Origin of the sequence: Kitasatospora sp. NPDC057595 (assembly GCF_042800875.1) — a bacterium.
Classification (GTDB): domain Bacteria; phylum Actinomycetota; class Actinomycetes; order Streptomycetales; family Streptomycetaceae; genus Kitasatospora.
Window position 1 is genome coordinate 110,026 of sequence record NZ_JBHVGL010000018.1, and the last position, 22,218, is coordinate 132,243.

The 22,218-nt window shown below is 75.3% G+C and carries 22 protein-coding genes; 11 read left to right on the forward strand and 11 right to left on the reverse strand.

Annotated elements, in window-relative coordinates:
• The first annotated feature begins 49 nt into the window (after positions 1-49).
• From ACFU9E_RS25290 to ACFU9E_RS25300, 3 genes are all read left to right on the forward strand, one after another.
• Entirely contained in the window at positions 50-1,027 is a 978-nt protein-coding gene (locus tag ACFU9E_RS25290) for a carbohydrate ABC transporter permease (RefSeq protein ID WP_380715353.1), read from the forward strand.
• Entirely contained in the window at positions 1,024-1,872 is an 849-nt protein-coding gene (locus ACFU9E_RS25295) for a carbohydrate ABC transporter permease (protein WP_355374084.1), read from the forward strand. The genes ACFU9E_RS25290 and ACFU9E_RS25295 overlap by 4 nt, the downstream gene beginning before the upstream one ends.
• A gap of 76 nt (positions 1,873-1,948) precedes the next feature.
• Positions 1,949-2,485 carry a nucleotidyltransferase domain-containing protein gene (locus tag ACFU9E_RS25300; protein WP_380684520.1) on the forward strand — a complete coding sequence of 179 codons (537 nt, stop codon included), beginning with the start codon at positions 1,949-1,951 and terminating at the stop codon, positions 2,483-2,485.
• 36 nt (positions 2,486-2,521) lie between these two features.
• Here the strand turns inward: ACFU9E_RS25300 and ACFU9E_RS25305 are convergent, their stop codons facing one another.
• The 5 genes from ACFU9E_RS25305 to ACFU9E_RS25325 form a co-directional block, all read right to left on the reverse strand.
• Complete coding sequence (locus ACFU9E_RS25305; protein WP_380684521.1) at positions 2,522-3,268, reverse strand: VOC family protein; 747 nt, start codon at positions 3,266-3,268, stop codon at positions 2,522-2,524.
• A 33-nt stretch (positions 3,269-3,301) separates the two neighbouring features.
• Positions 3,302-3,949 (reverse strand): alpha-ketoglutarate-dependent dioxygenase AlkB, encoded by a 648-nt coding sequence (locus ACFU9E_RS25310; RefSeq protein ID WP_380684522.1) that lies wholly within the window; start codon positions 3,947-3,949, stop codon positions 3,302-3,304.
• A 56-nt stretch (positions 3,950-4,005) separates the two neighbouring features.
• A complete protein-coding gene (locus ACFU9E_RS25315; RefSeq protein ID WP_380684523.1) occupies positions 4,006-4,827 on the reverse strand; it encodes a YncE family protein in 822 nt (273 codons plus the stop codon).
• Positions 4,828-5,060: 233 nt separating this feature from the next.
• On the reverse strand, positions 5,061-6,599 hold the full coding sequence (locus ACFU9E_RS25320) for an APC family permease (protein ID WP_380684524.1): 1,539 nt from the start codon (positions 6,597-6,599) through the stop codon (positions 5,061-5,063).
• A 140-nt stretch (positions 6,600-6,739) separates the two neighbouring features.
• Complete coding sequence (locus ACFU9E_RS25325; RefSeq protein ID WP_380684525.1) at positions 6,740-8,362, reverse strand: amidohydrolase; 1,623 nt, start codon at positions 8,360-8,362, stop codon at positions 6,740-6,742.
• Positions 8,363-8,600: 238 nt separating this feature from the next.
• On the opposite strand from ACFU9E_RS25325, the gene ACFU9E_RS25330 reads away from it, so the two are divergent.
• The 5 genes from ACFU9E_RS25330 (at position 8,601) to ACFU9E_RS25350 (ending at position 12,265) form a co-directional block, all read left to right on the forward strand.
• Positions 8,601-9,260, forward strand: a complete 660-nt coding sequence (locus tag ACFU9E_RS25330; protein ID WP_380684526.1) for a TetR/AcrR family transcriptional regulator — start codon at positions 8,601-8,603, stop codon at positions 9,258-9,260.
• Positions 9,261-9,809: 549 nt separating this feature from the next.
• Entirely contained in the window at positions 9,810-10,193 is a 384-nt protein-coding gene (locus ACFU9E_RS25335) for a hypothetical protein (RefSeq protein WP_380684527.1), read from the forward strand.
• Positions 10,194-10,258: 65 nt separating this feature from the next.
• Positions 10,259-11,320, forward strand: a complete 1,062-nt coding sequence (locus ACFU9E_RS25340) for a hypothetical protein (protein WP_380684528.1) — start codon at positions 10,259-10,261, stop codon at positions 11,318-11,320.
• Between the two features lie 82 nt (positions 11,321-11,402).
• The gene (locus ACFU9E_RS25345) at positions 11,403-11,795 is read left to right on the forward strand and encodes a roadblock/LC7 domain-containing protein (RefSeq protein WP_380684529.1); all 393 of its coding nucleotides are present in this window, start codon (positions 11,403-11,405) and stop codon (positions 11,793-11,795) included.
• Between the two features lie 95 nt (positions 11,796-11,890).
• The gene (locus ACFU9E_RS25350; RefSeq protein WP_380684530.1) at positions 11,891-12,265 is read left to right on the forward strand and encodes a hypothetical protein; all 375 of its coding nucleotides are present in this window, start codon (positions 11,891-11,893) and stop codon (positions 12,263-12,265) included.
• Here the strand turns inward: ACFU9E_RS25350 and ACFU9E_RS25355 are convergent.
• The 6 genes from ACFU9E_RS25355 to ACFU9E_RS25380 all read right to left on the reverse strand — a co-directional run bounded on the left by ACFU9E_RS25355 (position 12,234) and on the right by ACFU9E_RS25380 (position 18,088).
• On the reverse strand, positions 12,234-12,701 hold the full coding sequence (locus ACFU9E_RS25355; protein WP_380684531.1) for a DUF6188 family protein: 468 nt from the start codon (positions 12,699-12,701) through the stop codon (positions 12,234-12,236). The two genes, ACFU9E_RS25350 and ACFU9E_RS25355, sit on opposite strands and share 32 nt — an antisense overlap.
• A gap of 90 nt (positions 12,702-12,791) precedes the next feature.
• Complete coding sequence (locus tag ACFU9E_RS25360; protein WP_380715356.1) at positions 12,792-13,919, reverse strand: NUDIX domain-containing protein; 1,128 nt, start codon at positions 13,917-13,919, stop codon at positions 12,792-12,794.
• Positions 13,920-14,343: 424 nt separating this feature from the next.
• Entirely contained in the window at positions 14,344-15,273 is a 930-nt protein-coding gene (locus tag ACFU9E_RS25365; RefSeq protein ID WP_380683609.1) for an SGNH/GDSL hydrolase family protein, read from the reverse strand.
• A 71-nt stretch (positions 15,274-15,344) separates the two neighbouring features.
• Positions 15,345-16,493, reverse strand: a complete 1,149-nt coding sequence (locus ACFU9E_RS25370; protein ID WP_380683610.1) for a glycosyltransferase — start codon at positions 16,491-16,493, stop codon at positions 15,345-15,347.
• Complete coding sequence (locus tag ACFU9E_RS25375) at positions 16,490-17,773, reverse strand: glycosyltransferase family 4 protein (RefSeq protein WP_380683611.1); 1,284 nt, start codon at positions 17,771-17,773, stop codon at positions 16,490-16,492. Before ACFU9E_RS25375 ends, ACFU9E_RS25370 begins: the two co-directional genes overlap by 4 nt.
• Positions 17,774-17,896: 123 nt before the next feature.
• Positions 17,897-18,088, reverse strand: coding sequence for a YegP family protein (locus ACFU9E_RS25380; RefSeq protein WP_380683612.1), 192 nt, complete (start codon positions 18,086-18,088; stop codon positions 17,897-17,899).
• Positions 18,089-18,320: 232 nt separating this feature from the next.
• Between ACFU9E_RS25380 and ACFU9E_RS25385 the strand changes: the two genes are divergently transcribed.
• From ACFU9E_RS25385 to ACFU9E_RS25395, 3 genes are all read left to right on the forward strand, one after another.
• The gene (locus ACFU9E_RS25385; protein WP_380683613.1) at positions 18,321-18,647 is read left to right on the forward strand and encodes a putative quinol monooxygenase; all 327 of its coding nucleotides are present in this window, start codon (positions 18,321-18,323) and stop codon (positions 18,645-18,647) included.
• Between the two features lie 165 nt (positions 18,648-18,812).
• Complete coding sequence (locus tag ACFU9E_RS25390; protein ID WP_380683614.1) at positions 18,813-21,923, forward strand: SNF2-related protein; 3,111 nt, start codon at positions 18,813-18,815, stop codon at positions 21,921-21,923.
• Between the two features lie 3 nt (positions 21,924-21,926).
• Positions 21,927-22,181 carry a hypothetical protein gene (locus tag ACFU9E_RS25395; RefSeq protein ID WP_380683615.1) on the forward strand — a complete coding sequence of 85 codons (255 nt, stop codon included), beginning with the start codon at positions 21,927-21,929 and terminating at the stop codon, positions 22,179-22,181.
• Positions 22,182-22,218: the final 37 nt, after the last annotated feature.

A 22,218-nucleotide genomic window follows, 5' to 3' on the forward strand; every position in this document is an offset into this window, starting at 1 on the left:
CCGCCGCCGGACCCGGGCCCACCGGGCATCCAGAGAGCAGGTCCCGTACGTGTCCGCATCCACCACGACCGCCCCGGCGGCGCCGCCTTCCCCGAGCGGGTGGCGCCGGGGCAGGGCGTCGGCCGCGCCCCCGCGCGGCCGACGCCGAACCCCGCTGCTGCTCCTGCTGCCGGCCGCGGTCGTCATGATCCCGCTGGTGGCCTACCCGATCTACCAGCTCGGCCTGCTGTCCGTGCTGGACTTCGGGCAGGCACAGGCCTCCGGCGGGGTGCCGACCAGCTTCGTCGGCTTCGGCAACTACCAGAAGATCCTGAGCGACGGACAGTTCTGGTCGGTGCTGAGCCAGACGATCGGCTTCGCCGCGTTCTGCGTGGTCGCCACCCTGGCCGTCGGCGCCACCCTCGCGGTGCTGCTGACCAAGGTGGGCCGGGTGCCCCGTCTGGTGCTGACCACCGCCGCGATGGCGGCCTGGGCGGCGCCGGCGATGACCGGCTCGACGGTGTGGAGCTTCCTGTTCGACACCAACCTCGGCCTGGTCAACAAGACCCTGGTGAGCATCGGCCTGAACGGCTTCCACGAGTACAACTGGTTCTACGACAAGTGGTCGGCGTTCCTGATCGTCGGTGCCGTCGTGGTCTGGCACTCGTTCCCGTTCGTCATGGTGACGCTGTACGCGGGCATCAAGGCGATCCCGACCGAGGTCCTGGAGGCGGCGGCGCTGGACGGTGCCAGCACCTGGACCACCTTCCGCCGGATCACCGCCCCGATGCTCCGGCCGATCCTGACCATCGTGGTGATCCAGTCGGTCATCTGGGACTTCAAGGTCTTCACCCAGATCTACGTGATGACCGAGGGCGGCGGCATCGCCGGCCAGAACCTGGTGCTCAACGTCTACGCCTACCAGAAGGCCTTCGCCTCCTCCCAGTACGGGCTCGGCGCGGCCATCGGCGTGATCATGCTGCTGATCCTGGTGATCCCCACCGTCCTCTACATCCGCTCGCTGCGCAGGACGGGGAACGAACTGTGAACGCCCGTAGCCGCTGGCGCCTGGGCGCCAACACCACCGCCCTCCTGGTGGCCGTCGTCACCGCCTTCCCGATCTTCTGGATGGTGCTCTCGGCCTTCAAGCCGAAGGGCGAGGTGCAGTCGCTGAACCCCCGTCCGTGGACGGCGCACCCGACGCTGGAGAGCTTCCGCCAGGTGCTCAGCGTGTCCGGCTTCGGCCGGTACTTCGTCAACAGCCTGGTGATCGCGCTGTCGGTGGTGGCGCTCTCCGCGGTGGTGGTCTTCCTCGCGGCGGTCGCGGTGACCAGGTTCAAGTTCCGCTTCCGCACCACCATCATGGTGATGTTCCTGATCGCCCAGATGATCCCGGTCGAGGCGCTGACCATCCCGCTGTTCTTCATGTTCCGCGACGCGGGCCAGTACGCGCCGGGCATCGGGCTCAACACCCTGGCCTCGCTGATCCTGGTGCAGCTGGCGTTCTCGCTGCCGTTCGGGATCTGGATGATGCGGGGCTTCGTCGCCGCCGTGCCGGTGTCGATCGAGGAGGCCGCGCAGATCGACGGCGCGAGCCGGACCCGCATCCTGTGGACGATCCTGCTGCCGCTGGTCGCCCCCGGGCTGGCCGCGACCAGCGTGTTCTCCTTCATCGCGGCGTGGAACGACTTCGTCTTCGCCAAGACCTTCATCATCAGCGCGACCGAGAACCAGACCCTCCCCTCGGCCCTGCTGGTGTTCTTCAAGCCGGACGAGAACGACTGGGGCGGCATCATGGCGGCCTCCACGCTGATGACCGTGCCGGTCCTGATCTTCTTCATCGCGGTGCAGCGCAAGCTGGTCTCCGGGCTGGCGGGCGCCGTCAAGGACTGAGACCCGGGCCCTGACGAAAACCCCGCGACGAGAAGCTGCGACGGGTATAGCGTCCGGTGCCGTGGAGGTGGGGTCCATGGACCGGGAGCGAGCCGACGGGCAACTCGCGCAGATCGCCGAGACGGTGGGCCTCGCCCGCCGTCTCGGCACACGTGTGTGGCTGCGGGGCGGCTGGGCGATGGACTTCTTCCTCGGCGAGCAGACCCGCGACCACGAGGACGTCGACTGGTTCGTCCCGGCCGCCGACGCCGCCGCGCTCGCCGCCGCGCTGGACGCCCTCGGCTACCGCCCGCTGGCGGGCAGCCCGCCGGAGCAGCAGTTCGACGTCGTCAGGGACGGCCTGGAGTCCGGCTTCGCGCTGGTCGACCTCGCGCCGGACGGCCGGGTGCTGGTGGCCGGTGGCCCCTGGGCGGGGACGGCCTGGCCGGCCGGGCTGCTGGACGGACCGCCGGGGCGGCTCGGCGCTCTGGTCTGTCCGATCGTCGCACCGGCGGCGCAGATCGAGATCAAGCGGATGATGCCGGTCTGGGACCCGCGCCGTCCGCGCCGGGCGAAGGACGCCGAGGACGTCGCCCGGCTGCGCCGGGGGCTCGGGCAGCCGGGGCTCGGGTAGCCCGGGTCCGGACAGCCGGGTCCGGACAGCCGGGGTTCAGGCGGCCAGGGACCGCTCCGCCGACGGGAGGCCGATCAGCGTGAAGGGCGCGCCGGCGTCGTCGCGGACCACGGCGCGGCGGCCGTAGGGGGTGGGTTCGGGGGCGGTCAGGACGGTTCCGCCCAGGTCGCGGACCCGGGCGACCGCGAGGTCGGTGTCGGCGGTGCCGAAGTGGACCGACCAGCCGCTGTCGGGGCCCAGGGCGATCGCGCCGGCCGGCAGGCCGTCGACCCGGAACAGGGTGGCGCCGTCGCTCTCACGGCCGTAGTCGTAGCCGAAGACCCGCCGGTAGAAGGCCCGGGCGCGGTCCGGGTCGGGGGAGTGCAGCTCGCTCCAGCTGAACGCGGCGGGCTCGTCGACCAGGCCCGCGCCCTGCCAGAGCAGTCCCTGCCGCAGGCCGAACACCGCTCCGCCCGGGTCGGCCGCGAGCGCGGCCCAGCCCTGTTCGGGCGGTACCTCGTACGGCTCCCGCAGCACGCGGCCGCCCGCCGCCGGCACCGCCTCGGCCGTCCGGGCGGCGTCGGCCACCGCCAGGTACGTCGTCCAGGACTGCGCGGCGCCGGGCGGCCGGGCGGTGAGTCCGGCGACCTGGGCGCCGCGCAGGGTGGCGACGCTCCAGCCGGGCAGCTCGACGAACTCCCAGCCGAACAGCCCGCCGTAGAAGCGCCGGGCCCGTCCGAGGTCCACCGCGCCCAGCTCGACCCAGCAGGGGACGCCCTCGTGGTACCTGCCCGCCTTCGGCATGCCGCGGCCTCCCGGGTCGGTGCGCCGACGGTCTCAGGAGACGCCGCGCGGCCGGAACTGGATACTGATCCGGGGGCCCGCCGGGCGGGCCGTCTTGGGCACCGCGTGCTCCCAGGTGCGCTGGCAGGAGCCGCCCATCACCAGCAGGTCCCCGTGCCCGAGCCGGTGCCGCAGCACCGGTCCGCCGCCGCCCCGGGGGCGCAGCAGCAGCGGCCGGGGCTCGCCGACGGACAGGATCGCCACCATGGTGTCCTGGCGCGCGCCGCGCCCGATCCGGTCGCCGTGCCAGGCCACGCTGTCCCGGCCGTCCCGGTAGTAGCAGAGGCCGAGGGTGCGGAACGGCTCGCCCAGCTCCCGCGCGTAGTGCGCGCCGAGCGCCGCGCGGGCCTCGCCGAGCACCGGGTGCGGCGGCGCGTCCCCTTCGCCGTAGGCGGCGAGCAGCCGGGGGACGTCCACGGTGCGCTCGTACATCTCGCGCCGTTCGGCCCGCCAGGGCACCTCGGCGGCCAGCTGTTCGAACAGCCGGTCGGCGCCGTGCAGCCAGCCGGGCAGCAGGTCCACCCAGGCGCCCGAGCCCAGCACCTCCCGGCGCACGCCGGTCAGCGGCCCCAGGACGGGACCGGCCGGGCCGGGGTCGTCGAACAGCGACGGCTGGAGGTGGACGGCGGCGGTGGTGCTCATGGGTCCAGCCTACGCCGAGAATCGAACACGCATGCGAATGTATGGGCCGGAGGGGGTCAGAGGGGGACGACCGTCAGCGTCCGCCCGAAGAAGTTGCTGACGTAGAGGCGGCTGCCGTCCGGGCTGACGGCGACGCCCCGCGGGCCGCCGGACACGGCGATGGTGCGGGTGACGGTGTTGCTGCCGAGGTCGATCACCGAGACCGTGTCGAAGGGGAAGTGGGCCACGTACAGCCGTTCGTCGTGCACGTCGCCGGCGAGCCCGTACGGCCCGCGGTCCACCGTGATCACCGCGAGCGGCTCGGCCGGCTTGGGCCCGTCGACCTCGATGACCTCGGTCGCGTCGTACACCGACACCGTGGCGGCGAAGTAGTTGCTGGCGTAGAAGCGGTTGCCGTCCGCGCTCGCCGCCAGGGCGACCGGGAAGTCGATGCCGGTCAGGCTGCCGTGGCTCTTGGTGAGCAGGTCGGAGATCATCACCTGGTTGTCGATGGCGTTGGCGATCAGTAACTGCTCGGGGTGGACGGTGACGGCCAGACCGTACGGCCGGGCACCCATGCCGGTGTCGATGGTCCCCTTGCCGGTGGCGGCGTCGAACACCTTGACGAAGGTGGAGGAGTTCTCGGCGACGTACACGTGATCGCCGGCCGGGTCCACGGCCACCCCGTACGGGCCGACGGCGGCCGGGAAGGTCAGGGCGACGGTGTTCGCCGGGGTGTCGACGGCGGTGACCGTCCCGTCGAGGAAGTTGGTGACGTAGACCCGCCGGCCGTCGCGGCTCGCGGCCACGCTGTGCGGGCCCGTGCCCACGGGAATCGTCTCGAAGGTCTGGGGGCCGGCCCGGTCCGGGCCGGTCGTCGGAGTGGTGGAGAGTGACATGGTCCGCTCTTCCCTGTGTCGGGTACTCCGCCGGCCTTCGACCGGGTGCGGCGCCGGGTGCCGCCGCAGGCGGCCGGGAAGCGTCCGGGGGCGCCGACCACCGCGTCCGCGCCCCCTGGACGAGGGGCGCGCGGGAGGTCGCCGCACTTCGATCGTACGCCGACCGGGTGCCCGGTCCACCGGACACCCGGTCGGTGCGGGAGCGGCTGCGGCGCGGTGCCGGAGCGGGTTCCTCAGTGCGGATCCGGCTCGCCGTCGACGTCCACGTCCGCGTCCACGTCCGCGGTGCCGAGCCGGGCGTACACCTCCGGGCGGCGCGAGCGCAGCCGCAGGGCGAGGCCCACGCCGGCCAGGAACACCACCGGGACCACCGACACCAGCGGCCAGTTGACCTCCGGTCCGGCCGCCGTGAACAGGTCGAGGCGCCAGACCACCAGCGCGGTCGCACCGCACAGCAGCGCCGTGGAGAGCAGCGGCGCGACCGCCGTGCGCAGCCGGCCCGCGCTCGCCGCGGCCGCCCGCTCGCGCCGGAAGAACGCGTACACGGCCAGCCCGGCCAGCGCCTGGAGCAGCAGGATGCCCACCACGCCGGGGGAGTTCACCCAGAGGAAGAACTGGTTGTACGGGTCGGCGCCGATCAGCGCGGCCACCACGACGGCGCCCGCCGCGAGCAGGCTCTGGACGATCCCGCCGATCCACGGCGAGCGGTGCCGGGGGTGGATCCGCCCGAGCGCGGCCGGTGCGGCGCCCTCGGAGGCCAGCGCGTGGCCGTAGCGGGTGATGGTGTTGTGGAAGGCGAGCAGCGCGGCCAGCAGGCTGGTGACGATGAGGACGCGCTGCAGGTCCGTCGCCCAGCCGCCGACGTACTCGGTCATCGCGGTGAAGAACATCCCGGCCGGGTCCTCGGTCGCGGCGGCCACCGCCCCGGCGTCGCCGAAGGCCTGCACGATCGTCCAGGTGATGAAGGTGTAGAACAGCCCGAGGAAGGCGATCGCGGCGTAGGTGGCCCGGGGCACCGTGCGGTGCGGGGTGCGGGCCTCCTCGCGGTAGATCGCGGTGGCCTCGAAGCCCACGAACGCGGCGAAGGACAGGCCGAGCACGCCGCCCATGCCGCCGGTGGCCATGTTCCCGGGCGAGAACGAGGCGAGTGAGAGGCCGTGCGCCCCGCCCCTGGCCAGGATCGCGACGGCGAGCACCAGCAGGATGCCGGTCTCGGCGATCAGCAGCGCGCCGAGCACCTTGGCGCCGAGGTTTATCGAGCGGTAGCCGAGGAACCAGACCGCCGCGACCCCGAGCAGCGACCAGAGCGGCCAGGGCAGGTCCACGCCCAGCAGGTCCCCGGCGGTCTCCTTGGCGAAGTAGCCGAAGGCGCCGAACATGCCGATCTGGATCGCGTTGTACGACAGCACCGCCAGCAGCGCGGCGCCGAGCCCGGCGGGGCGGCCGAGGCCGCGGGTGATGTAGGCGTAGAAGGCACCGCCGTTGCGCACGTGCGCCGCCATGGTGGTGAAGCCGACGGCGAACAGGGCGAGGACGAGGCCGGTGGCCAGGTAGGCGGCCGGGGCGCCGATGCCGCCGAAGGCGATGGCGAAGGGCGCGACCCCGGCCATCACGGTGAGCGGGGCGGCGGCGGCCACGACGAAGAAGACGATGTCGCCGGTGCCGAGGACACCGCGTTCCAGCCCGGGCGCCGAGGCCGGGGACTGGGCCGTGGTCGAGGACCGGGCCGTGGGCGCGGCCGCGGGGGCGGCCGTCTCGGAGGGCAGGTGCATGGGGGAGCTCTCCTGGGGTCGTGCGGTCGAGGGTAGGGCAGACCGTCCGGGTGGGGGCGCGGACGGCTTCGGCATGCGCCTGGTACGCGCCTTCGACGCGCCCGGCGCGCGTGCCGTCGATCGGGTCGGGGCGCGGGCGCTCAGTGCGTGCGGCGGCCGCCCAGCCAGGTGCCGAGGACGGCGACCCCGGCCAGCTCGCCCGCCGGGACGGCGTACGGGTCGGCGGCCAGGTGCACCAGGTCCGCCCGCAGGCCGACCCGCAGCACCCCCCAGGCGTCCTCCTCGAACGCCTGGTGCGCCACGCCGGCGGAGTAGGCGGCGAGCGCCTCGGCGAGGCCGATCCGCTCCTGCGGCAGCCAGCCGCCCTCCGGCAGGCCCTCGGGAGTCTGCCGGGTGACGGCGGTGGCCAGCCCGGCCAGCGGCTCGTAGCGGGTGACCGGCCAGTCGCTGCCGAACGAGACCCGCGCGCCGTCGCGCAGCAGGGCGGCGATCCGGTACTGCCGGGCGCCGCGCTCGGGGCCGATCCGGGGCAGCGTCAGCTCGGTCATCAGCGGGTCGGGCTGCGCCCAGAGCGGCTCGAAGTTGGCGATCACGCCGAGTTCGGCGAAGCGCGGCAGGTCCGCCGGGTCGACCAGCTGGACGTGCGCGATCACCGGGCGGCGGGCGCGGGGTCCGTTGCGGCGTGCGGCGGCCTCGATCGCGTCCAGGGCGATCCGCACACCGCGGTCGCCGATGGCGTGGATGTGCGGCTGGAAGCCGAGCGCGTCGACGGCGGTGACGGCGTCGGCGAGCTCCTCGGCGGTCCAGTTGGCGGCGCCGTGCGAGTGCGGGCAGTCGGTGTACGGCTCCAGCAGCGCGGCGGTGCCGGACTCCAGGACCCCGTCGGCGAAGAACTTGACGGCCCGCGCGGTGAGCCGGCCGCGTCCGGCGGCGTCGACCCGCTCGCGGTCGGCGGCGAGCCCCGGCAGCCGCTCGCGCCAGCCGTCCGGCTCCAGCAGCAGCGCGAGGTTGGCCCGCACGGCGAGGGCCTCGTCGTCCCGGCCGTCGGCGACGGCGGCGATCCAGGTGTCGACCTGGGCCGGCTCGACCCAGGCGTCCTGGACCCAGGTGATCCCGGCGGAGGCGAGCATCCGGGCCGTCCCGCGCAGCGCGTCGACCTGCTCGGCGAGGTCGGGCAGCGGTACCAGGGCGAGCACGGGGTTGAGCGCGCCGAACTCGCGCAGCGTGCCGAGCGGGCTGCCGTCGGCGCGGCGGACGATCTCGCCGTGGGCCGGCTCGGGCGTGTCGGCGGTGTACCCGGCCCGGCGCAGTGCCTCGCTGTTGGCCCAGCCGGTGTGGTGGTCCATGGTGCGCAGCAGCACCGGACGGTCGGGCACGACCGCGTCGAGCAGCGCCGCGTCGAACAGTCCGCCCTCGGCGAGCCACGGGTCGAAGGCGTCGCCGGTGATCCACTCGGCCTCGGGGTGCCGATCGGCCCAGACGCGGACCGCCTCGACGACCTCCGCCAGGCTGGCGCAGTCCCGGACCGGGACCCCGCGCAGGCCGAGCCCGCCGAGCAGCGGGTGGACGTGGCCGTCGCCCCAGGACGGCAGCAGGGCGCCGCCGGCCAGGTCGACGGTCTCGGTCCGCCCGTCGCGCAGGGCGTGCGCCGCGGCGCCGAGGGCGGTGATCCGCCCGGCGGTGACGGCGAGGGCGTCGGTGACGGGGTGGGCCGGGTCGCCGGTGTGGATCCGGCCCCCGGTGAAGATCGTGTCGGCGCGCATGCGGGTGCGTCCTCTCCCGGTGCGGTCTGGTGTGACCTGGTTAACTGAATGGGATTCGGTAACCGTAGGTGCGGCCGCCCGGAACGCGGAAGGCTTTTATTGAAAGTCATTCGATTACTTTTTCATCACGATGATCTTGCGCGATGATCGTAGGGCCGCGCCGCCGAGCCGTGCCGCGCGGCGACACCGCGATCGTCGTCGCCGACGAGTCGACGAGCCGACAAGGACGGAAGCCCCCATGGCCAGGCCGCGCACACCCCTGCTGGACCGTGAGCGCATCGTGCAGAGCGCGCTGCGGCTGGTCGACGAGGCCGGCGACCTCACCATCCCCGCCCTGGCGGGTGCGCTCAAGGTCAGCCCTTCGGCGCTGTACCACCACGTCTCCGGGCGGGCCGAGATCGTCGCCCTGATGCGCGCCGAGCTCGTCCGCTCCATCGGTGAGCGGTCGCTCTGGGACCGGCCGTGGGACGAGGCGCTGGGCGGCTGGGCCCGCGCCTACCGCGAGGCCTTCGCCGAGCATCCCGGCATCATCCGGCTGCTGGCCACCGCGCCGCTCGCCGAACCGTTCATGCACGAGGTGTACGAGCGGGCCGTGGGCACCCTGGAGGCCGCCGGGTTCGCGCCGGAGGAGGTGATGGGCATGATCACCGCACTGGAGAGCTTCATCCTCGGCTCGGCACTGGACCTCGTCGCGCCCGCCGTCATGGTCGATGCCGTCGACCGGGCCGCCACCCCGCGGCTGGCCGACGCGCTGGCCGCCGTCCCGGCCGGGCGCCGCCGCGCGGACCAGGCCTTCGAGATCGGGCTCGCGGCGCTGATCGCCGGCTACCGGACGCTGCTGCCCGCCGGTCGCGGGCGGGGCGAGGGTGCCGGGGATCCGATTTCTGACCAGGCGTGACGGCCTGCTAGTGTTCTTCTCGTCGGAAGGGAACGATCTTCGCGGAGCGGGGGTCGGGACCGGGCCGACCAGGCGTCAGCGGTGCTACCAGAGCACGTCCTACTTTCAGTAGGAAGAGTCCGTGCAACCCGGGCCTGGCGCTCCATCGGAAGCGGCCGTTCCCCTGCGGGGGGCGGCCGCTTCGTCGTTGTGCCGTTCCTCCAGGCACACCGGTTCGGGGCGCACCGGTTCTATCGCAAACACGGCCCCGAAACCCATGGGAGCGGCCGACAATCGGCCAAGGTGGCATCCCAGGTGGATCGTTCGTTCGTGTCGCGCACGGTTGTGCGGTCAGCGGTGATTCCGGGTGGGAGTAGCTGACGCAGCGTCAAAGGATGGCCGAAAACACGCCGCTGTGGTGTGACTATGCCATTGGAACGTTCCCTGCATGGATTCCATCAGTAGCCTTCCGTGTCGAGCCCGCCACGGGTCGTGGCAGTCCGGCCGGCGTTCGGCGGTCATGCCCCGCCGCGCCGTTTCCTCCCCGAACCCCCCTCCGAAGGAGCCCGAGTGCCGGGTATCGACGAGTGCCTGTCCCGGGCGATGGCGATCGCCGGGGCCCGCGCCGCCAGTCTGATCGACTGGAGCAGCGGGCTCGCCCTGGGCAGTGTCGGAGTCAGTCCGACCGGCGACCACGACACCACGGCCGCGGAGGCAACCGACTTGGTACGGGCGGCTGTTGAGGCCGCGACCTTCGCCGCGGGGGAGGATCGCGCGGCGCCGATGCAGGACATCATCCTGACCGCCGGCCACAGTTACCACCTGCTCTGCTTCATCGACACCGTCTTCGACAGCCGGCTCGTGCTGCACCTCTGGCTCGACCGGGCCGAGGGCAACCTCGCCGTCGCCCGGTTCCGGCTGCAGTCGATCGCCGAGGAACTGGTGCTCGGATGACGAACTCCGGTGCGAATCCCGCCGCGAGGGGCCAGCGGGCTCCGGGAGCCGAGGGAGCTCCGGGAGTGCGCGGTGCCGTCGGGTTCCGGCCACCGGGCGGCGCCCTCGTCCACCCGGTCACCGGTGCCGGCCCCGGCTGGACGCCCGGGGCGGCCGTCGAACGGCTCGCCGGGGAACGCGCCACCGGCGCCCTGCGCGGCCCAGCCGGCACCGTCTACCTCGTCGACGGCCTGGTCGCCCACGCCGAATCCGACCGGGCCCCCGACCTCGCCACCCTGCTCACCGCTTGCGGGCGGCTCACCCGCGAGACCTGGCAGGAGGCGGTCCACCGGTTCGGCCCGCACGCCCGGGTCGGTGAAGGCCTGGTCGAACAGGGCCGGCTGACCAGGGGCGAGCTCGAACTCTGCCACCTCGGCGCGCTCTACGACGCCGCCTGCTTCCTGTTCGACGCGGCTGACGCATCCGGCGCGCCCGGTGTTCCCAACGGGCATCCGGCTCCGGCCTGTTGGACCTTCACTCCCGGCGTACGGCACTGGCTCGGCCCGGTGACCTCGGTCGGCGCCCACCGGCTGCGCCGGGAGGCCGCCCGGCGGCAGCACCTGCTGGACCGGATCTGGCCCTCGGCGCAGTTCGACACCGCGCCGCTGTGCCGGGCCGCCCCGACCGCCGCCCCGGCCCCCGCGCGCCACGCCCGCCGGCTGCGCCCGCCGACCCGCTGCCAGCGCGAGCTGCTCGACCACGCGGACGGCCGGAGAACCCCGGCGGAGCTGGCCCGACTGCTCGGCCGCTCCGCGTTCGCGACGACGGCGGACGTGCGCCGGCTCGCCGCCGCCGGTCTGCTGGCCGGTCCCGACACCGGGCGTACGGCTGCCGGTACGGCGCACGGGGCGCTTGGCGGGGGACCGCCGCGGCAGGCCTCCGGCGGGCTGCACCGGCGGGTGCCCGGCGCGGCGCTCGCCGCCCTCGCCGGCGAGCCGCGCGGGCCGGACCCCGCCGCCGTCCCGCCGGGCGCCGCCGTCCTGCGGGGCGCCGCTGTCCTGCGGGGCGCCGCCGTCCCGCCCACCGACACCGATCCGGACATCGCCCTGCTGATCCGGGTCCGAACCCTTCTGGAGGCCCGACTTTGAACCACGCTCCGCCCGCGACCCCGGCCTCACGGTCATGAGGCGGGCGCTCAAGCAGCGTGTCGGAAGGAGGCAACTGATCGCCTTGGAGACCGATCTGCTGGCCGAACTCCGCGCCATCAAGCACCGGATGCCGCACCTCGCGGGCGGCCTGGTGGCCAGTGTGGACGGACTGCTGATCGCCCACGACACCCACGGGACCGAACCCTCGGGCCTGGCGGCGATGACCGCCACCTCGCTCGGCCTGGCCCAGCGGCTCGCCGACAGCACCGGCCAGGGCGAGTTCCGGGAGTCGCTGGTCCGCGGCGAGCACGGCTACGTCGCCACCTACGCGGCCGGCGGCAGCTGCGTGCTCACCCTGCTCGCCCACCCGGACGCGAACATCGGCCGCCTGCACCTGGAGGCCCGCCGCTCCGCCCAGCGCATCGCCGCACTCCTCAACGAGGCGCTGCAGACCAAGGAGACCCGGGAGCTCTGACGGGCCCGGCTCGTCCCACCTGTGACCGCACGACCTGTCCACCGAGCGACCGAACGACCGAACGACCGACTCACCGACGAACGGGAGATACCACCATGACCGACGCCGCAGGCGCGCTGAAGCAGGCCATGACCGCGATCGAGGGCGCCATCGGCGCGGCCCTGGTCGACTACAACAGCGGCATGGCGCTGGCCACCCTCGACGGCCCCGGCGGCCTCGACCTCAACGTGGCCGCCGCCGGGAACACCGACGTGGTCCGGGCCAAGATGCGCACCATGGACATGCTGGGCCTCACCGACGGGATCGAGGACATCCTCATCACCCTCAGCAGCCAGTACCACCTGATCCGCCCGCTCACCAGCCGCAGCGGCAAGGGTCTGTTCCTCTACCTGGCGCTGGACAAGGGCCGGGCGAACCTGGCGATGGCCCGCCACCAGCTCACCAGGATCGAGGCGGACCTGGAGGTCTGACCGGGGCCGGCTCCCCGGACCCGGCCACCTCGCCGCCGGGGAGCCCCGCCCACGCCGTGCCGTCGGGCGTGACCACCCGCCACGGCGCGAGCAGCGCGTGCGGCGGGACGGACAGCGTCCCGCCGTCCTCGTCCTCGCCCTCGTCCCCGCCCGCGAAGGTCAGCTCCAGCCCTCCGGCCGGGGTGACCAGGGCGGTGCCGACCGTCCGGCCGACCAGAGCGAGCAGTGGTCCGGTGGGCCGGAAGGTCAGCTCGGGATAGAAGATCGCGACCCCGGCGGGTCCGGTGAGCCGGAACTCCTGTGCCACCCGGACGAGGACCGGACCGTCGAGTTCGAGGTCGAGCCGGTCGCCGCCGCGGACCGCCGTCACCCGGCGACCGGCCAGGACGGCGGCGAGGCCGTCCCCGGCGCGCGGAGCGTGCTGCGTGTTCTGCATGCGGCCAGTGTGGACCGGCGGGACGCCGCCTGTCCCGCCGCGCGCCCGGCCGCGCCGGCGGCGCGTGTCCGGCCGTGTGTCCGGCGCCGGTCAGTCGGCCGGGTGGCCGCCGACCAGCTCGGCCGGGCCGCCCGGCCGCTCCCGCGCCGCCAGCGCGGCCGCCGTCCGGGCCCAGGACGCCGGCGTCAACAGCGCCCGCGCCTCCACCGGGTCGCAGAGCCGCCACTCGGCCAGCTCGTCCTCGGCCAGCGTGATCGACGCGAACCGTTCGTCGGCCACCGTGCCGCCGTCGAACAGGTACACCAGGACAGCGGTGTCGCGGACCGCCGCCGGGTCCGCGGCCCGGCCGGGCATCCAGTCCAGCGCGAGCAGCCGCCCCGGTTCGCCGGACCAGCCCAGCTCCTCACGGATCTCACGACCGGCCGCCGCCCGGGGCAGCTCACGGTCCGCCTCGACCCCGCCGCCGGGCAGCGTCCAGTACGGCACGTCGCCGCCCGGCAGGTCCCACGGCCGCTGCCGCACCAGCAGCACGCGGCCCGCCCGGTCCGTGAACACCGTGCGGGCCTTGGCCCGGATCCGCGGACGGCTCGCGATGTACGCCTCCCGGTCCAGCAACGGCGGGGCGTCGGCGGGCGGCTCGGGCGCCGTTCCCGGGGGCGGCCAGTGCTCGGACAGTTCGGACAGTCCCGCCGTGCCCGTGTACGCGGGGGCCGGTCCCGGCGTCAGGTGGTCGAGCGTGTGTCCGACCGGCAGACCGTCCTCCAGTTCCAGCGGCCCGGCCGCGCGGGGCGCCCGCAGGCAGGCCGTCACCCGTCGGGAGAGCCTCGGCGGCAGCGCCCGGCCCGCCTGCTCGGGCGTCAGCCACGCCCAGCCGCCCACCTCGGCGCGGTCCGGCGTGAACGCCGCCGCCTGCTCCGGTGTCAGCGGCTCGGACCAGTACAGGTGGGCGGCGATCGGAGGGCGGTCATGGTCCAGGGTCCAGTCCAGGCAGGCCAACGGCCCGAGCCGCGGCGTGAAGCCCAGCTCCTCCTCGATCTCCCGCACCGCCGTGCGGCGCGGCGAGACGTCCTGCGGATCCCACCCACCGCCCGGCACCGCCACCGGATGCCTGCGGTCGTAAGGCAACCGCACCACCAGCACCCGCCCCCGCTCGTCCGGACACAGCACCCCCGCCGCCGCCAACAACTCCCGCCCCGTCACCCGCACTCCCTCCACCACGCCATCCGGACCTTGGAAGACACCCCACCCCACCCCACCGGTTCCCCACACCCAGCGGGTTCGACCTCCTGCATCGGCAACTCCCGCCGCGAGAGCCGGGTGTGGAGGAGATCCGACCCGCCCCGCCGAGCGCCATGCGGAGTGGGAAGTCGGCGGGTTCGACTTCCTGTGCGGCTCGTTCGGGAGTAGCGCCCTTGCTGCCGCCGGCAACTTCCGGCCCGCTGAGCGCACTTCCGCCGCGGTGTCCGGGTCTGGAAGGGATCCGACCCTGCCCCACCGGTTCCCCGCGCGGCCGAGCGCGGAGGTCGGCGGCTTCGACTTCCTGCTCCGGAAGTCGCTGGTCGGCGCCGGGCGGAGCGGGAAGTCGGCGGGTTCGACTTTCGGTTCCGTGGGCGGCCGGGGAGGGTGTTGGGAGTCGGCGGGGTCAGTGGCGGGGGGCTGGGAGGGTGGCGAGGGCGGTGGTGGTGGCGTGGGCCATTCGGCGGTCGTGGTGGTCGGTGGTGCCGCGGAGGCGGGCGTAGCCCTCCACGGCGGCGAGGGCGACCAGGCCCGGCAGCAGGTCGGTGCTGCGGTCGGCGACCCAGCGGGTGCCCTTGGTGGCCATCCACCAGACGTCGGCCAGGGTGCCGGGCGGCGGCTCGGCCGGTTCCGGGGCGGGCGCCGGGCCGAGCGGGCGGCCGGCGGCGGTGAGCAGGTCGTGGAACCCGCGGGCGATCAGGTGGTGGCCCTCGGCGCTCGGGTGGAGGCGGTCGACGCTCAGCAGCCGGCGCTCCGCCGTCCAGGGCAGCTCGGCGATGTGCAGGTGGACGGCCCCGTGGCGGACGGCGAGCGCGTGCACGACGGTGTTCACCGCGCGCATCCGCCGGGCCAGCGGCCGGGCGAGCGGACGCGGCAGGCGCAGCAGGGCGCCCGGGTCGGGCAGGCAGGCGGTCAGCACCACGGCGCCGCTGTCGGTGAGCCGGCCGAGGACGGTGTCCAGGGCCAGGGTGGTGCGGCCGACGTCGAAGCCGGACCGCAGGGTGTCGTTGCCGCCGGCCACCACGGCGGCGAACCCCGGGCGCAGGGTGAGCGCCGCGGGCAGCTGCTCCGCCGTCAGGTCGGTGGTGAGCGCGCCGCTGCGCGCGAGGTTGGTGAACTCGACGCCGGGCTGCGGCGGGGCCAGGGACCGGGCGAGCAGGGCCGCCCAGCCGCGCCAGCCGTCGGCGATCGGGTCGCCGACGCCCTCGGTGAGTGAGTCGCCGAGGGCCACGAAGCGGACCGGCTCGCCGGTCCGCCTCCCGCCCCCGCGGGTCGCGCCGTGTGCGGCTCCCGGTACGGTGCCGCCTCCTCCGTCCACTGTGGTGATGGTGTTCATCGGACCTCCCACCCGTTCCCTGCTGTTCCGTTCCTCCCTTGCCGCCCGGCCGTGGCGGGCGGGACCCGCGCTCAGCGGGCGGTGACGGGTGCCGCGCCGTGGGCGGCGAGGAAGGCCGCCACGGCCACCGGCCAGCCGTACCGTTCGGCCTGGGCGCGCGCGGCGGCGCGCCGGGCCGGTTCGGGGCGCGCGAGGGCTTCGCGCACCGCCTCCGCGAACCCCGCGCCGGTCGGTTCGGCGGCCACGCCGGCCGTGCCGACCAGCTCGGGCAGGGCGGAGCCGCGGTGGACGGCGACCGGTGTGCCGCAGGCGAGCGCCTCCAGTGCGGCGAGCCCGAAGGTCTCCACCGGCCCCGGCGCCAGCACCACGTCCGCGCAGCCGAGCAGGCGGGCGACGGCCGGGCGTCCCGCCAGGTGGCCGAGGAGGTGCACCGGAAGCCGCTCCCGCGCGGCCCGGGCGGCCAGCCGTGACCGCAGCGGGCCGGTGCCGGCCACGGCCAGCACCGCGTCGACCCCGGCGGCCCGCAGCGCGGCCAGGGCGTCGAGGGCGAGCGCGGGGCGCTTCTCGGTGGAGAGCCGGGAGCAGAGCACCAGCAGCACCTGCCCGGGGGCCGCGTACCGGGCCCGCTCCGCCGCCCGGTCGTCGCGGGACGGCGGGCACAGGGCGGCGAGGTCCACGCCGAGCGGGGCGCGCGCGAGGTTCCGCACGCCCAGGCGGCGGAACTCGGCGGCGGCCCAGTCGGTCGTGCAGATCACCGTGTCGTACGACCGGGCGGTGCGGCCGTTGAGCCGGTCGGCGGCCGCGTCGGCGACCGGGCCGGGCGCGCCCCAGGTGCGCAGCACGCCGACGGCGCTCTCGTGCGACACCATCGCCGAGCGCACCCCGTGCCGCCGGGCCCAGGCGCCGGTCCAGCGCAGGGTGGTGCGGTCGGACACCTCCAGCCGGTCGGGGGCCAGCCGTTCGAGCTCGGCGGCCACCGTGCGGCGGTCGGTGAGCAGCCGGTACCCGCCGCTGCCGGGGAGCACGGGGCCGGGCAGCGTGACGACCAGCCCCTGGTCGTCCTCCTCGACGGTGCGGCGCTCCCCGGGCACGACGAGCACCGGGGTGTGCCCGGCGGCCCGGTAGCCCGCGCCGAGGTGGCGCAGCGCGGTGCGCAGTCCGCCGGAGACGGGGGTGACGAAGTTCGCCACCCGGACGATCCGCAGCGGTGCGGCGGTCATGCGGGCAGGTCCTCCGTCAGCGGGGCGGTGGGCCGGCCGGGCCCGGCCGCGGGCGCCGGAGCCTGCGAGCCGGCGGCGGAGGCGGCCGAGGCGCCCGAGCCGGAGGAGTCGGAGGAGGCCGGGGAGGCCGCCACCCCGTGGTGCTCCGCGAGCACCTCGGCGTAGTGGCGCAGCAGCAGGTCCCCGACGGCCTCCCAGGTGCGGGCCGTCACCTCCGCCCGCCCGGCGCGCCCGTACCCGGCGCGCAGCTCCGCGTCCCCGGCCAGGGCGGTCACCGCCCGGGCCACCGCCGCGCCGTCGCGGGGCGGGACGAGCAGACCGGTGCGGTGGTGGGCGACCAGGTCGAGCGGGCCGCCCGCCGCCGGGCCGATCACCGCGACCCCGCTGGCCATCGCCTCCTGGATGGTCTGGCAGAACGTCTCCAGCGGCCCGGTGTGCACGAAGACGTCCAGGGTGGCGAAACATCGGGCCAGTTCCTCGCCGGTGCGCCGGCCGAGGAAGACGGCACCGGGCATGGCGGCCTTCAGCCCGGGCGCGGACGGCCCGTCGCCGACGACCACCACCCGAACCCCGGGCAGCGTGGCGGTCTCGGCGAGCAGGTCGACCCGCTTCTCCGGCGCGAGCCGCCCGACGTAGCCGACCAACACCTCGCCGCCGGGGGCGAGCGCCCGGTGCAGCGCCTCGTCGCGGTGGCGCGGGTGGAAGCGCACCGAGTCCACGCCGCGCGGCCACAGCTGGACCCGGGCTACCCCGTGCGCGGTGAGGTCCTGGGCGGCGGGGGTGGACGGCGCGAGCGTGCGGGCGGCGAGGCCGTGGACGGCGCGGATCCGGTGCCAGGCGGCGGTCTCGCCGAGCCCGCGCCCGGCCCGGTAGGCGTGCGCGTACCCGGCGAGGTCGGTCTGGTAGACGGCGACGACGGGCACGCCGAGCCGGGCGGCGACCTGCGCCCCGCGCGCGCCCAGTACGAACGGGCTGGCCAGGTGGACGAGGTCGGGCCGGTGGCCGCGGATCGCGGCGGCCAGCTGCTTGCTGGGCAGCGCGATCCGGACCTGGGGGTAGCCGGGCAGCGGGACGGAGGGGACGCGCACCACCGGCAGCTCGTCCGGCACGCCGCCGGCGCCGAAGGTGTGCGAGGGACTCTGCGCGCCGCGCGCGGGCGCCGGCGTGACGACGAGTGGCTGGTGTCCCCGGCGCAGCAGGTGCTCGGCGGTGCGCAGCACGCTGTGGGCGACGCCGTTGACCTCGGGGGGAAAGGATTCGGTGACGATGACGACACGCATGTCCGTGTTCTCTCCACCCCCGGCGTGCACGCGGCCAAAGGGATCTGTCGTACAAACGAACGCGGGTCGGCGAATTGTCCCGCCGACCCGCGTCCCGCCCGGTGAGGGGCGCCGCCGAAGTCCTCAGGCCGGCCCGGCGGCCGCCTCCTTCAGCTCGGCGTAGGGCGCGAGCTTGCGGATCGACTCGATGCTCTTGAGGCAGTCGTCCCGGCTCTCCTCCGGGTCGCCCGTCACCACGATCGATCCGTTGCTCGCCTTGAGCCGGAACCGGTGCATGCCGTGCTCATCGGTGTACAGCTCGAACTTTCCCGCCATGGCAGTTGACACCTCTCGTTCAGGAAGCCCCCCGCAACCGCACCGTAGGGGCAAATCCCTTGCCACGCGCGCCAGATGGACCATCCGGGTACGGGGCCGCCGGGTGTGCCCGCCCGGTGGACCACTGCGATCCCCGGTACCCCGTCCGACCTGGGACAATGACCACTGCGCTCGTTGAGAGGCCGCCGTTCCCAAGGTGGTCGCGGACGGGCGTGGAACGAAAGGAAGTCCCATGATCTTCATCACCGTCAAGTTCGCGGTCCGCCCCGAGCGCGCCGACGAATGGCTCAGCCTCGTCGACGACTTCACCCGGGCCACCCGCAACGAGCCCGGCAACCTCTTCTTCGAGTGGTCGCGCAGCGTCGACGACCCCCACGAGTTCGTCCTGGTCGAGGCGTTCCGCGACGGCGACGCGGGCAAGGAGCACGTGGAGTCCGCGCACTTCGTGAAGGCGATGGAGGACATGTCCTACGCGGTGGCCGCCAAGCCGCGGATCGTCTCGATCGAGATCCCCGGCATGGACGGCTGGGGCGAGATGGGCGAGATCACCCCGCGGTGACCTCCGCGCCCTCGCGGAACGGCCGGTCGGTCCTCGGACCGTCCGGCCGTTCCGGTGTTCCGGGCTCTGTCGGTGGCGCGGACTAGGGTGGGAAGCCCGCTCTGCCCGTCCCGTTCCACCCGTCCCGTTCCACCCGTCCCCGCCCCGGAGAGGTGCCGCCCGCCGATGTACGCCTTGCACGCGCTCTGGCGGGCCGACGGCCGGCTCGCCGTCTGGGCGGAGGACGCGTCGGTGTACCGGGGCGAGGCGCCCGCCCGCGGTGAGCGCGGCGGGACGGCGCACCCGTTCGCCTGCCCCGCCGCCGAGGTGGCGCGGCTGCTGGCAGCGGTCGGGCCGGGCCTCGGCTGGCTGGCCGAGCAGGCCGCCGAGCGGTGGACCGGGCTGCTGCTGCCGACCCTCGCCGCCCGGCCCGTGCCGTCCCCGGACCTTCCGGTGGGCGCCGTGTTGCGGGGCGTGGCGCTGAGCCCGTGGCGGGTGCCCGCGCTGCTCTTCGACCGCTCGCAGGCCGCCCAGCTGCTCGGCGCGCTGCACGATCCGCACTGGCCGGGCGCGACCGTCCAGCTGCCCGACGGCACCCCGGCCGAGCTGGCGTACGGCGCCTCGGTGCGCTGGCTGGCCGCCGTGCACGACTTGGCCTGGCGGCTGGTCGGGCGGGGGCGGCTGCTGCCGGTGCTGGTCGAGGAGGCGGGGCGGTGGTACGCGCGCTGGCGGCCCGCCCCGGACGCGTACGCCGGACGGGAGACGGCCGCGCTGGCCGCCGGCTGCCCGCCGGTCTGCCGCGCGGAGCACCCGGCGGGCGCGTCCGGGGCGGGCGGGCCCTCCGCAGGCGCGCCCCCCGCCACCGCCCTGCTCGCCGGTCTGCTCGACGCCCTGGTCGACCAGGAGGCCCGGGTCGCCCTCGCCGACCTCGACCCGCCCGCCGACCCCTTCCTCGCCGCCCTCCACGGCCCCGACGGCCGGCTCGACCAGGCCCCGCCCGCCGCACTGCCCGACCGGCTGGCCGCCTGGCAGGGCGCCCGCCCGGCCGACGCGCCGCTGCGGCTCGACTTCCGCCTCACCGAACCGCTCGGCCCCGACCAGGACGACCCCGACGGCGGGGTGCGCGCCGAGACCTGGCGGCTCGACCTGCTGGTCCGCGCCATCGACCGCCCCTCCCTGGTCGTCCCCGCCGCCGCCCTGTGGCCGGGCACCGCCGACCCGGCCCACCAGGCGCTGGCCGACGCCGTCCCCGCCGAGGCGGGCGACCCGGCCGAGGCCTACCGGGCCGAGCTGGCCCGGGCCCTGCGGGTGGACCCCGGGCTGCGCGCGCTGCTCCCGGGCGCCTTCGCCACCGAGGCCCGGCTCGACCGGGCGGGTGCCCTGCGCTTCCTGCGCGAGGGCGCGCCCGCGCTGGCCCGCGCCGGATTCGGCGTCCTGCTGCCCGCCTGGTGGCAGCGCCGCCCCCGGCTCGGCCTGGTCCTGACGGCCGGCACCCCGCCAGGCGACCCGTCCGCCGTGGCCCGCACCGCACAGGTCGACCGGGACGCCGTGCTGGCCTTCGAGTGGCGCCTCGCCCTGGGCGAGTCCACGCTCACTGAGCGGGAACTCGCCGACCTCGCCGCCGCCCAGCAGGGGCTGGTCCGGCTGCGCGGCCGCTGGATCGAGGTCGACCAGGCCCAACTCGCCGCCGCCGTACGATTCCTGGCCGAGCACGGCAGCGGCACCATGGAGCCGGTCGAACTGCTGCGGCTGGCCGTGGACGACACCGCCGTGGTGGACGGACTGCCGGTCACCGCCGTCCACGCCACCGGCCCGATCGGCGACCTGCTGGCCGGCCGGCCCGGCCCGGCCGAGCGTGCCCCGCAGCCGCCCGCCGGCTTCACCGGTACCCTCCGCCCCTACCAGCGGCGCGGGCTGGCCTGGCTGGACGCGCTGGGACGGCTGGGCCTCGGTGCCGTGCTGGCCGACGACATGGGCCTCGGCAAGACGGTGCAGACCCTCGCCCTGCTCGCCCTGGAGCAGGAGCGCGGGGCCCGCGGTCCAGTCCTGCTGGTCTGCCCGATGTCGATGGTCGGCACCTGGCAGCGCGAGGCCGCCCGGTTCGCCCCCGGCCTGCGGGTGCACGTCCACCACGGCCCCGACCGCGCCGCGCCGGACGCCACCGCCGACCTGGTGATCACCACCTACGGCCTGGTCCAGCGGGACGCCGCCGAGCTGCGCCGCGTCCACTGGCGGCGGATCGTCGCCGACGAGGCCCAGCAGGTCAAGAACCGGTCGGCCCGGCAGTCCCGGGCCCTGCGCTCGCTGCGCTCCGGCCCGCGGATCGCGCTCACCGGCACCCCGGTGGAGAACCGGCTGGCCGATCTGCACGCCGTGCTGGACTTCGCCAACCCCGGGCTGTTCGGCGGCCCGGAGGCGTTCCGCGAGCGGTTCGCGATCCCGGTCGAGCAGACCGGCAGCGTGGACGCGGCGGCCCGACTGCGCCGGGTCACCGGCCCGTTCCTGCTGCGCCGGCGCAAGACCGACCCGCTGATCGTCCAGGACCTTCCCGCCAAGCAGGAGTTCACCGTCCGCTGCGCGCTCACGGCGGAACAGGCCGGGCTCTACCGGGCGGTGGTGGCGGACCTGCTGGAGCGGCTGGGCGGGCTGCGCGGCGTCGAGCGCAAGGGCGCGGTGCTGGCGGCGATCGGCCGGCTCAAGCAGGTCTGCAACCACCCGGCCCAACTCCTGCACGACGGTACGGCGGTGGCCGGCCGCTCGGGCAAGGTGGAGCGGCTGGTCGAGCTGCTGACGGAGGCGCTGGCCGAGGGCGACCGGGTGCTGGTCTTCACCCAGTACGCGGAGTTCGGCACCATGCTCCGGCCCTACCTGCGGCGGAAGTTGGGCGAGGAGGTGCTCTATCTGTACGGCGGGGTGCCGCGCGGGCGGCGCGAGGAGATGGTCGCGCGCTTCCAGTCGCCGGACGGGCCGCGGGTGTTCCTGCTCTCGCTGAAGGCGGGCGGCACCGGGCTCAACCTGACCGCCGCCAACCAGGTGGTGCACCTGGACCGTTGGTGGAACCCGGCGGTCGAGGACCAGGCCACCGACCGCGCGCACCGGATCGGCCAGCGCCGGGCCGTGCAGGTCCGCCGGCTGGTCTGCGCCGGCACCGTGGAGGAACGGATCGGCGAACTCCTCGACGCCAAGCGCACCTTGGCCGAGGCGGCGGTCGGCGACGGTGAGCAGTGGCTCGCCGAGCTGCCCGCCGAGCGGCTGCGCGAACTGCTGACCCTGTCCGCCGACGCGATCGGGGAGTGACCCGTGGCCGACTTCGAGCAACGACCGGAGCGGCCGGAGCGGCCGGACCAGCCGGAGCATCCGGAACAACCGGACCGACCCCTGGCCGAGCTGATCGACGCCTTCTGGCAGGGTTCCGTCCCCGCCCCGGTCGACGATCCGTGGGGCGAAGTCTCCACCGCTCTCGACGAGTTGGGTCCCACCGGCCTGACCTCCCGCGGGCGCCCGCTGGACGCCGCGCTGGCTGCCGCCTACCGGCGGTTCACCGGGGCCGGCTGACCCGGGTGAACCGCCGCGGTCGCCGCAACCGCCCAAC

Coding starts and splice junctions, on each gene's coding strand:
- ACFU9E_RS25300 (WP_380684520.1), top strand. CDS start 1,949: ATGGACCGGGAGCGAGCCGACGGGCAACTCGCGCAGATCGCCGAGACG.
- ACFU9E_RS25305 (WP_380684521.1), bottom strand. CDS start 3,268: ATGCCGAAGGCGGGCAGGTACCACGAGGGCGTCCCCTGCTGGGTCGAG.
- ACFU9E_RS25310 (WP_380684522.1), bottom strand. CDS start 3,949: ATGAGCACCACCGCCGCCGTCCACCTCCAGCCGTCGCTGTTCGACGAC.
- ACFU9E_RS25315 (WP_380684523.1), bottom strand. CDS start 4,827: ATGTCACTCTCCACCACTCCGACGACCGGCCCGGACCGGGCCGGCCCC.
- ACFU9E_RS25320 (WP_380684524.1), bottom strand. CDS start 6,599: ATGCACCTGCCCTCCGAGACGGCCGCCCCCGCGGCCGCGCCCACGGCC.
- ACFU9E_RS25325 (WP_380684525.1), bottom strand. CDS start 8,362: ATGCGCGCCGACACGATCTTCACCGGGGGCCGGATCCACACCGGCGAC.
- ACFU9E_RS25330 (WP_380684526.1), top strand. CDS start 8,601: ATGGCCAGGCCGCGCACACCCCTGCTGGACCGTGAGCGCATCGTGCAG.
- ACFU9E_RS25350 (WP_380684530.1), top strand. CDS start 11,891: ATGACCGACGCCGCAGGCGCGCTGAAGCAGGCCATGACCGCGATCGAG.
- ACFU9E_RS25355 (WP_380684531.1), bottom strand. CDS start 12,701: ATGCAGAACACGCAGCACGCTCCGCGCGCCGGGGACGGCCTCGCCGCC.
- ACFU9E_RS25365 (WP_380683609.1), bottom strand. CDS start 15,273: ATGAACACCATCACCACAGTGGACGGAGGAGGCGGCACCGTACCGGGA.
- ACFU9E_RS25370 (WP_380683610.1), bottom strand. CDS start 16,493: ATGACCGCCGCACCGCTGCGGATCGTCCGGGTGGCGAACTTCGTCACC.
- ACFU9E_RS25375 (WP_380683611.1), bottom strand. CDS start 17,773: ATGCGTGTCGTCATCGTCACCGAATCCTTTCCCCCCGAGGTCAACGGC.
- ACFU9E_RS25380 (WP_380683612.1), bottom strand. CDS start 18,088: ATGGCGGGAAAGTTCGAGCTGTACACCGATGAGCACGGCATGCACCGG.
- ACFU9E_RS25385 (WP_380683613.1), top strand. CDS start 18,321: ATGATCTTCATCACCGTCAAGTTCGCGGTCCGCCCCGAGCGCGCCGAC.
- ACFU9E_RS25390 (WP_380683614.1), top strand. CDS start 18,813: ATGTACGCCTTGCACGCGCTCTGGCGGGCCGACGGCCGGCTCGCCGTC.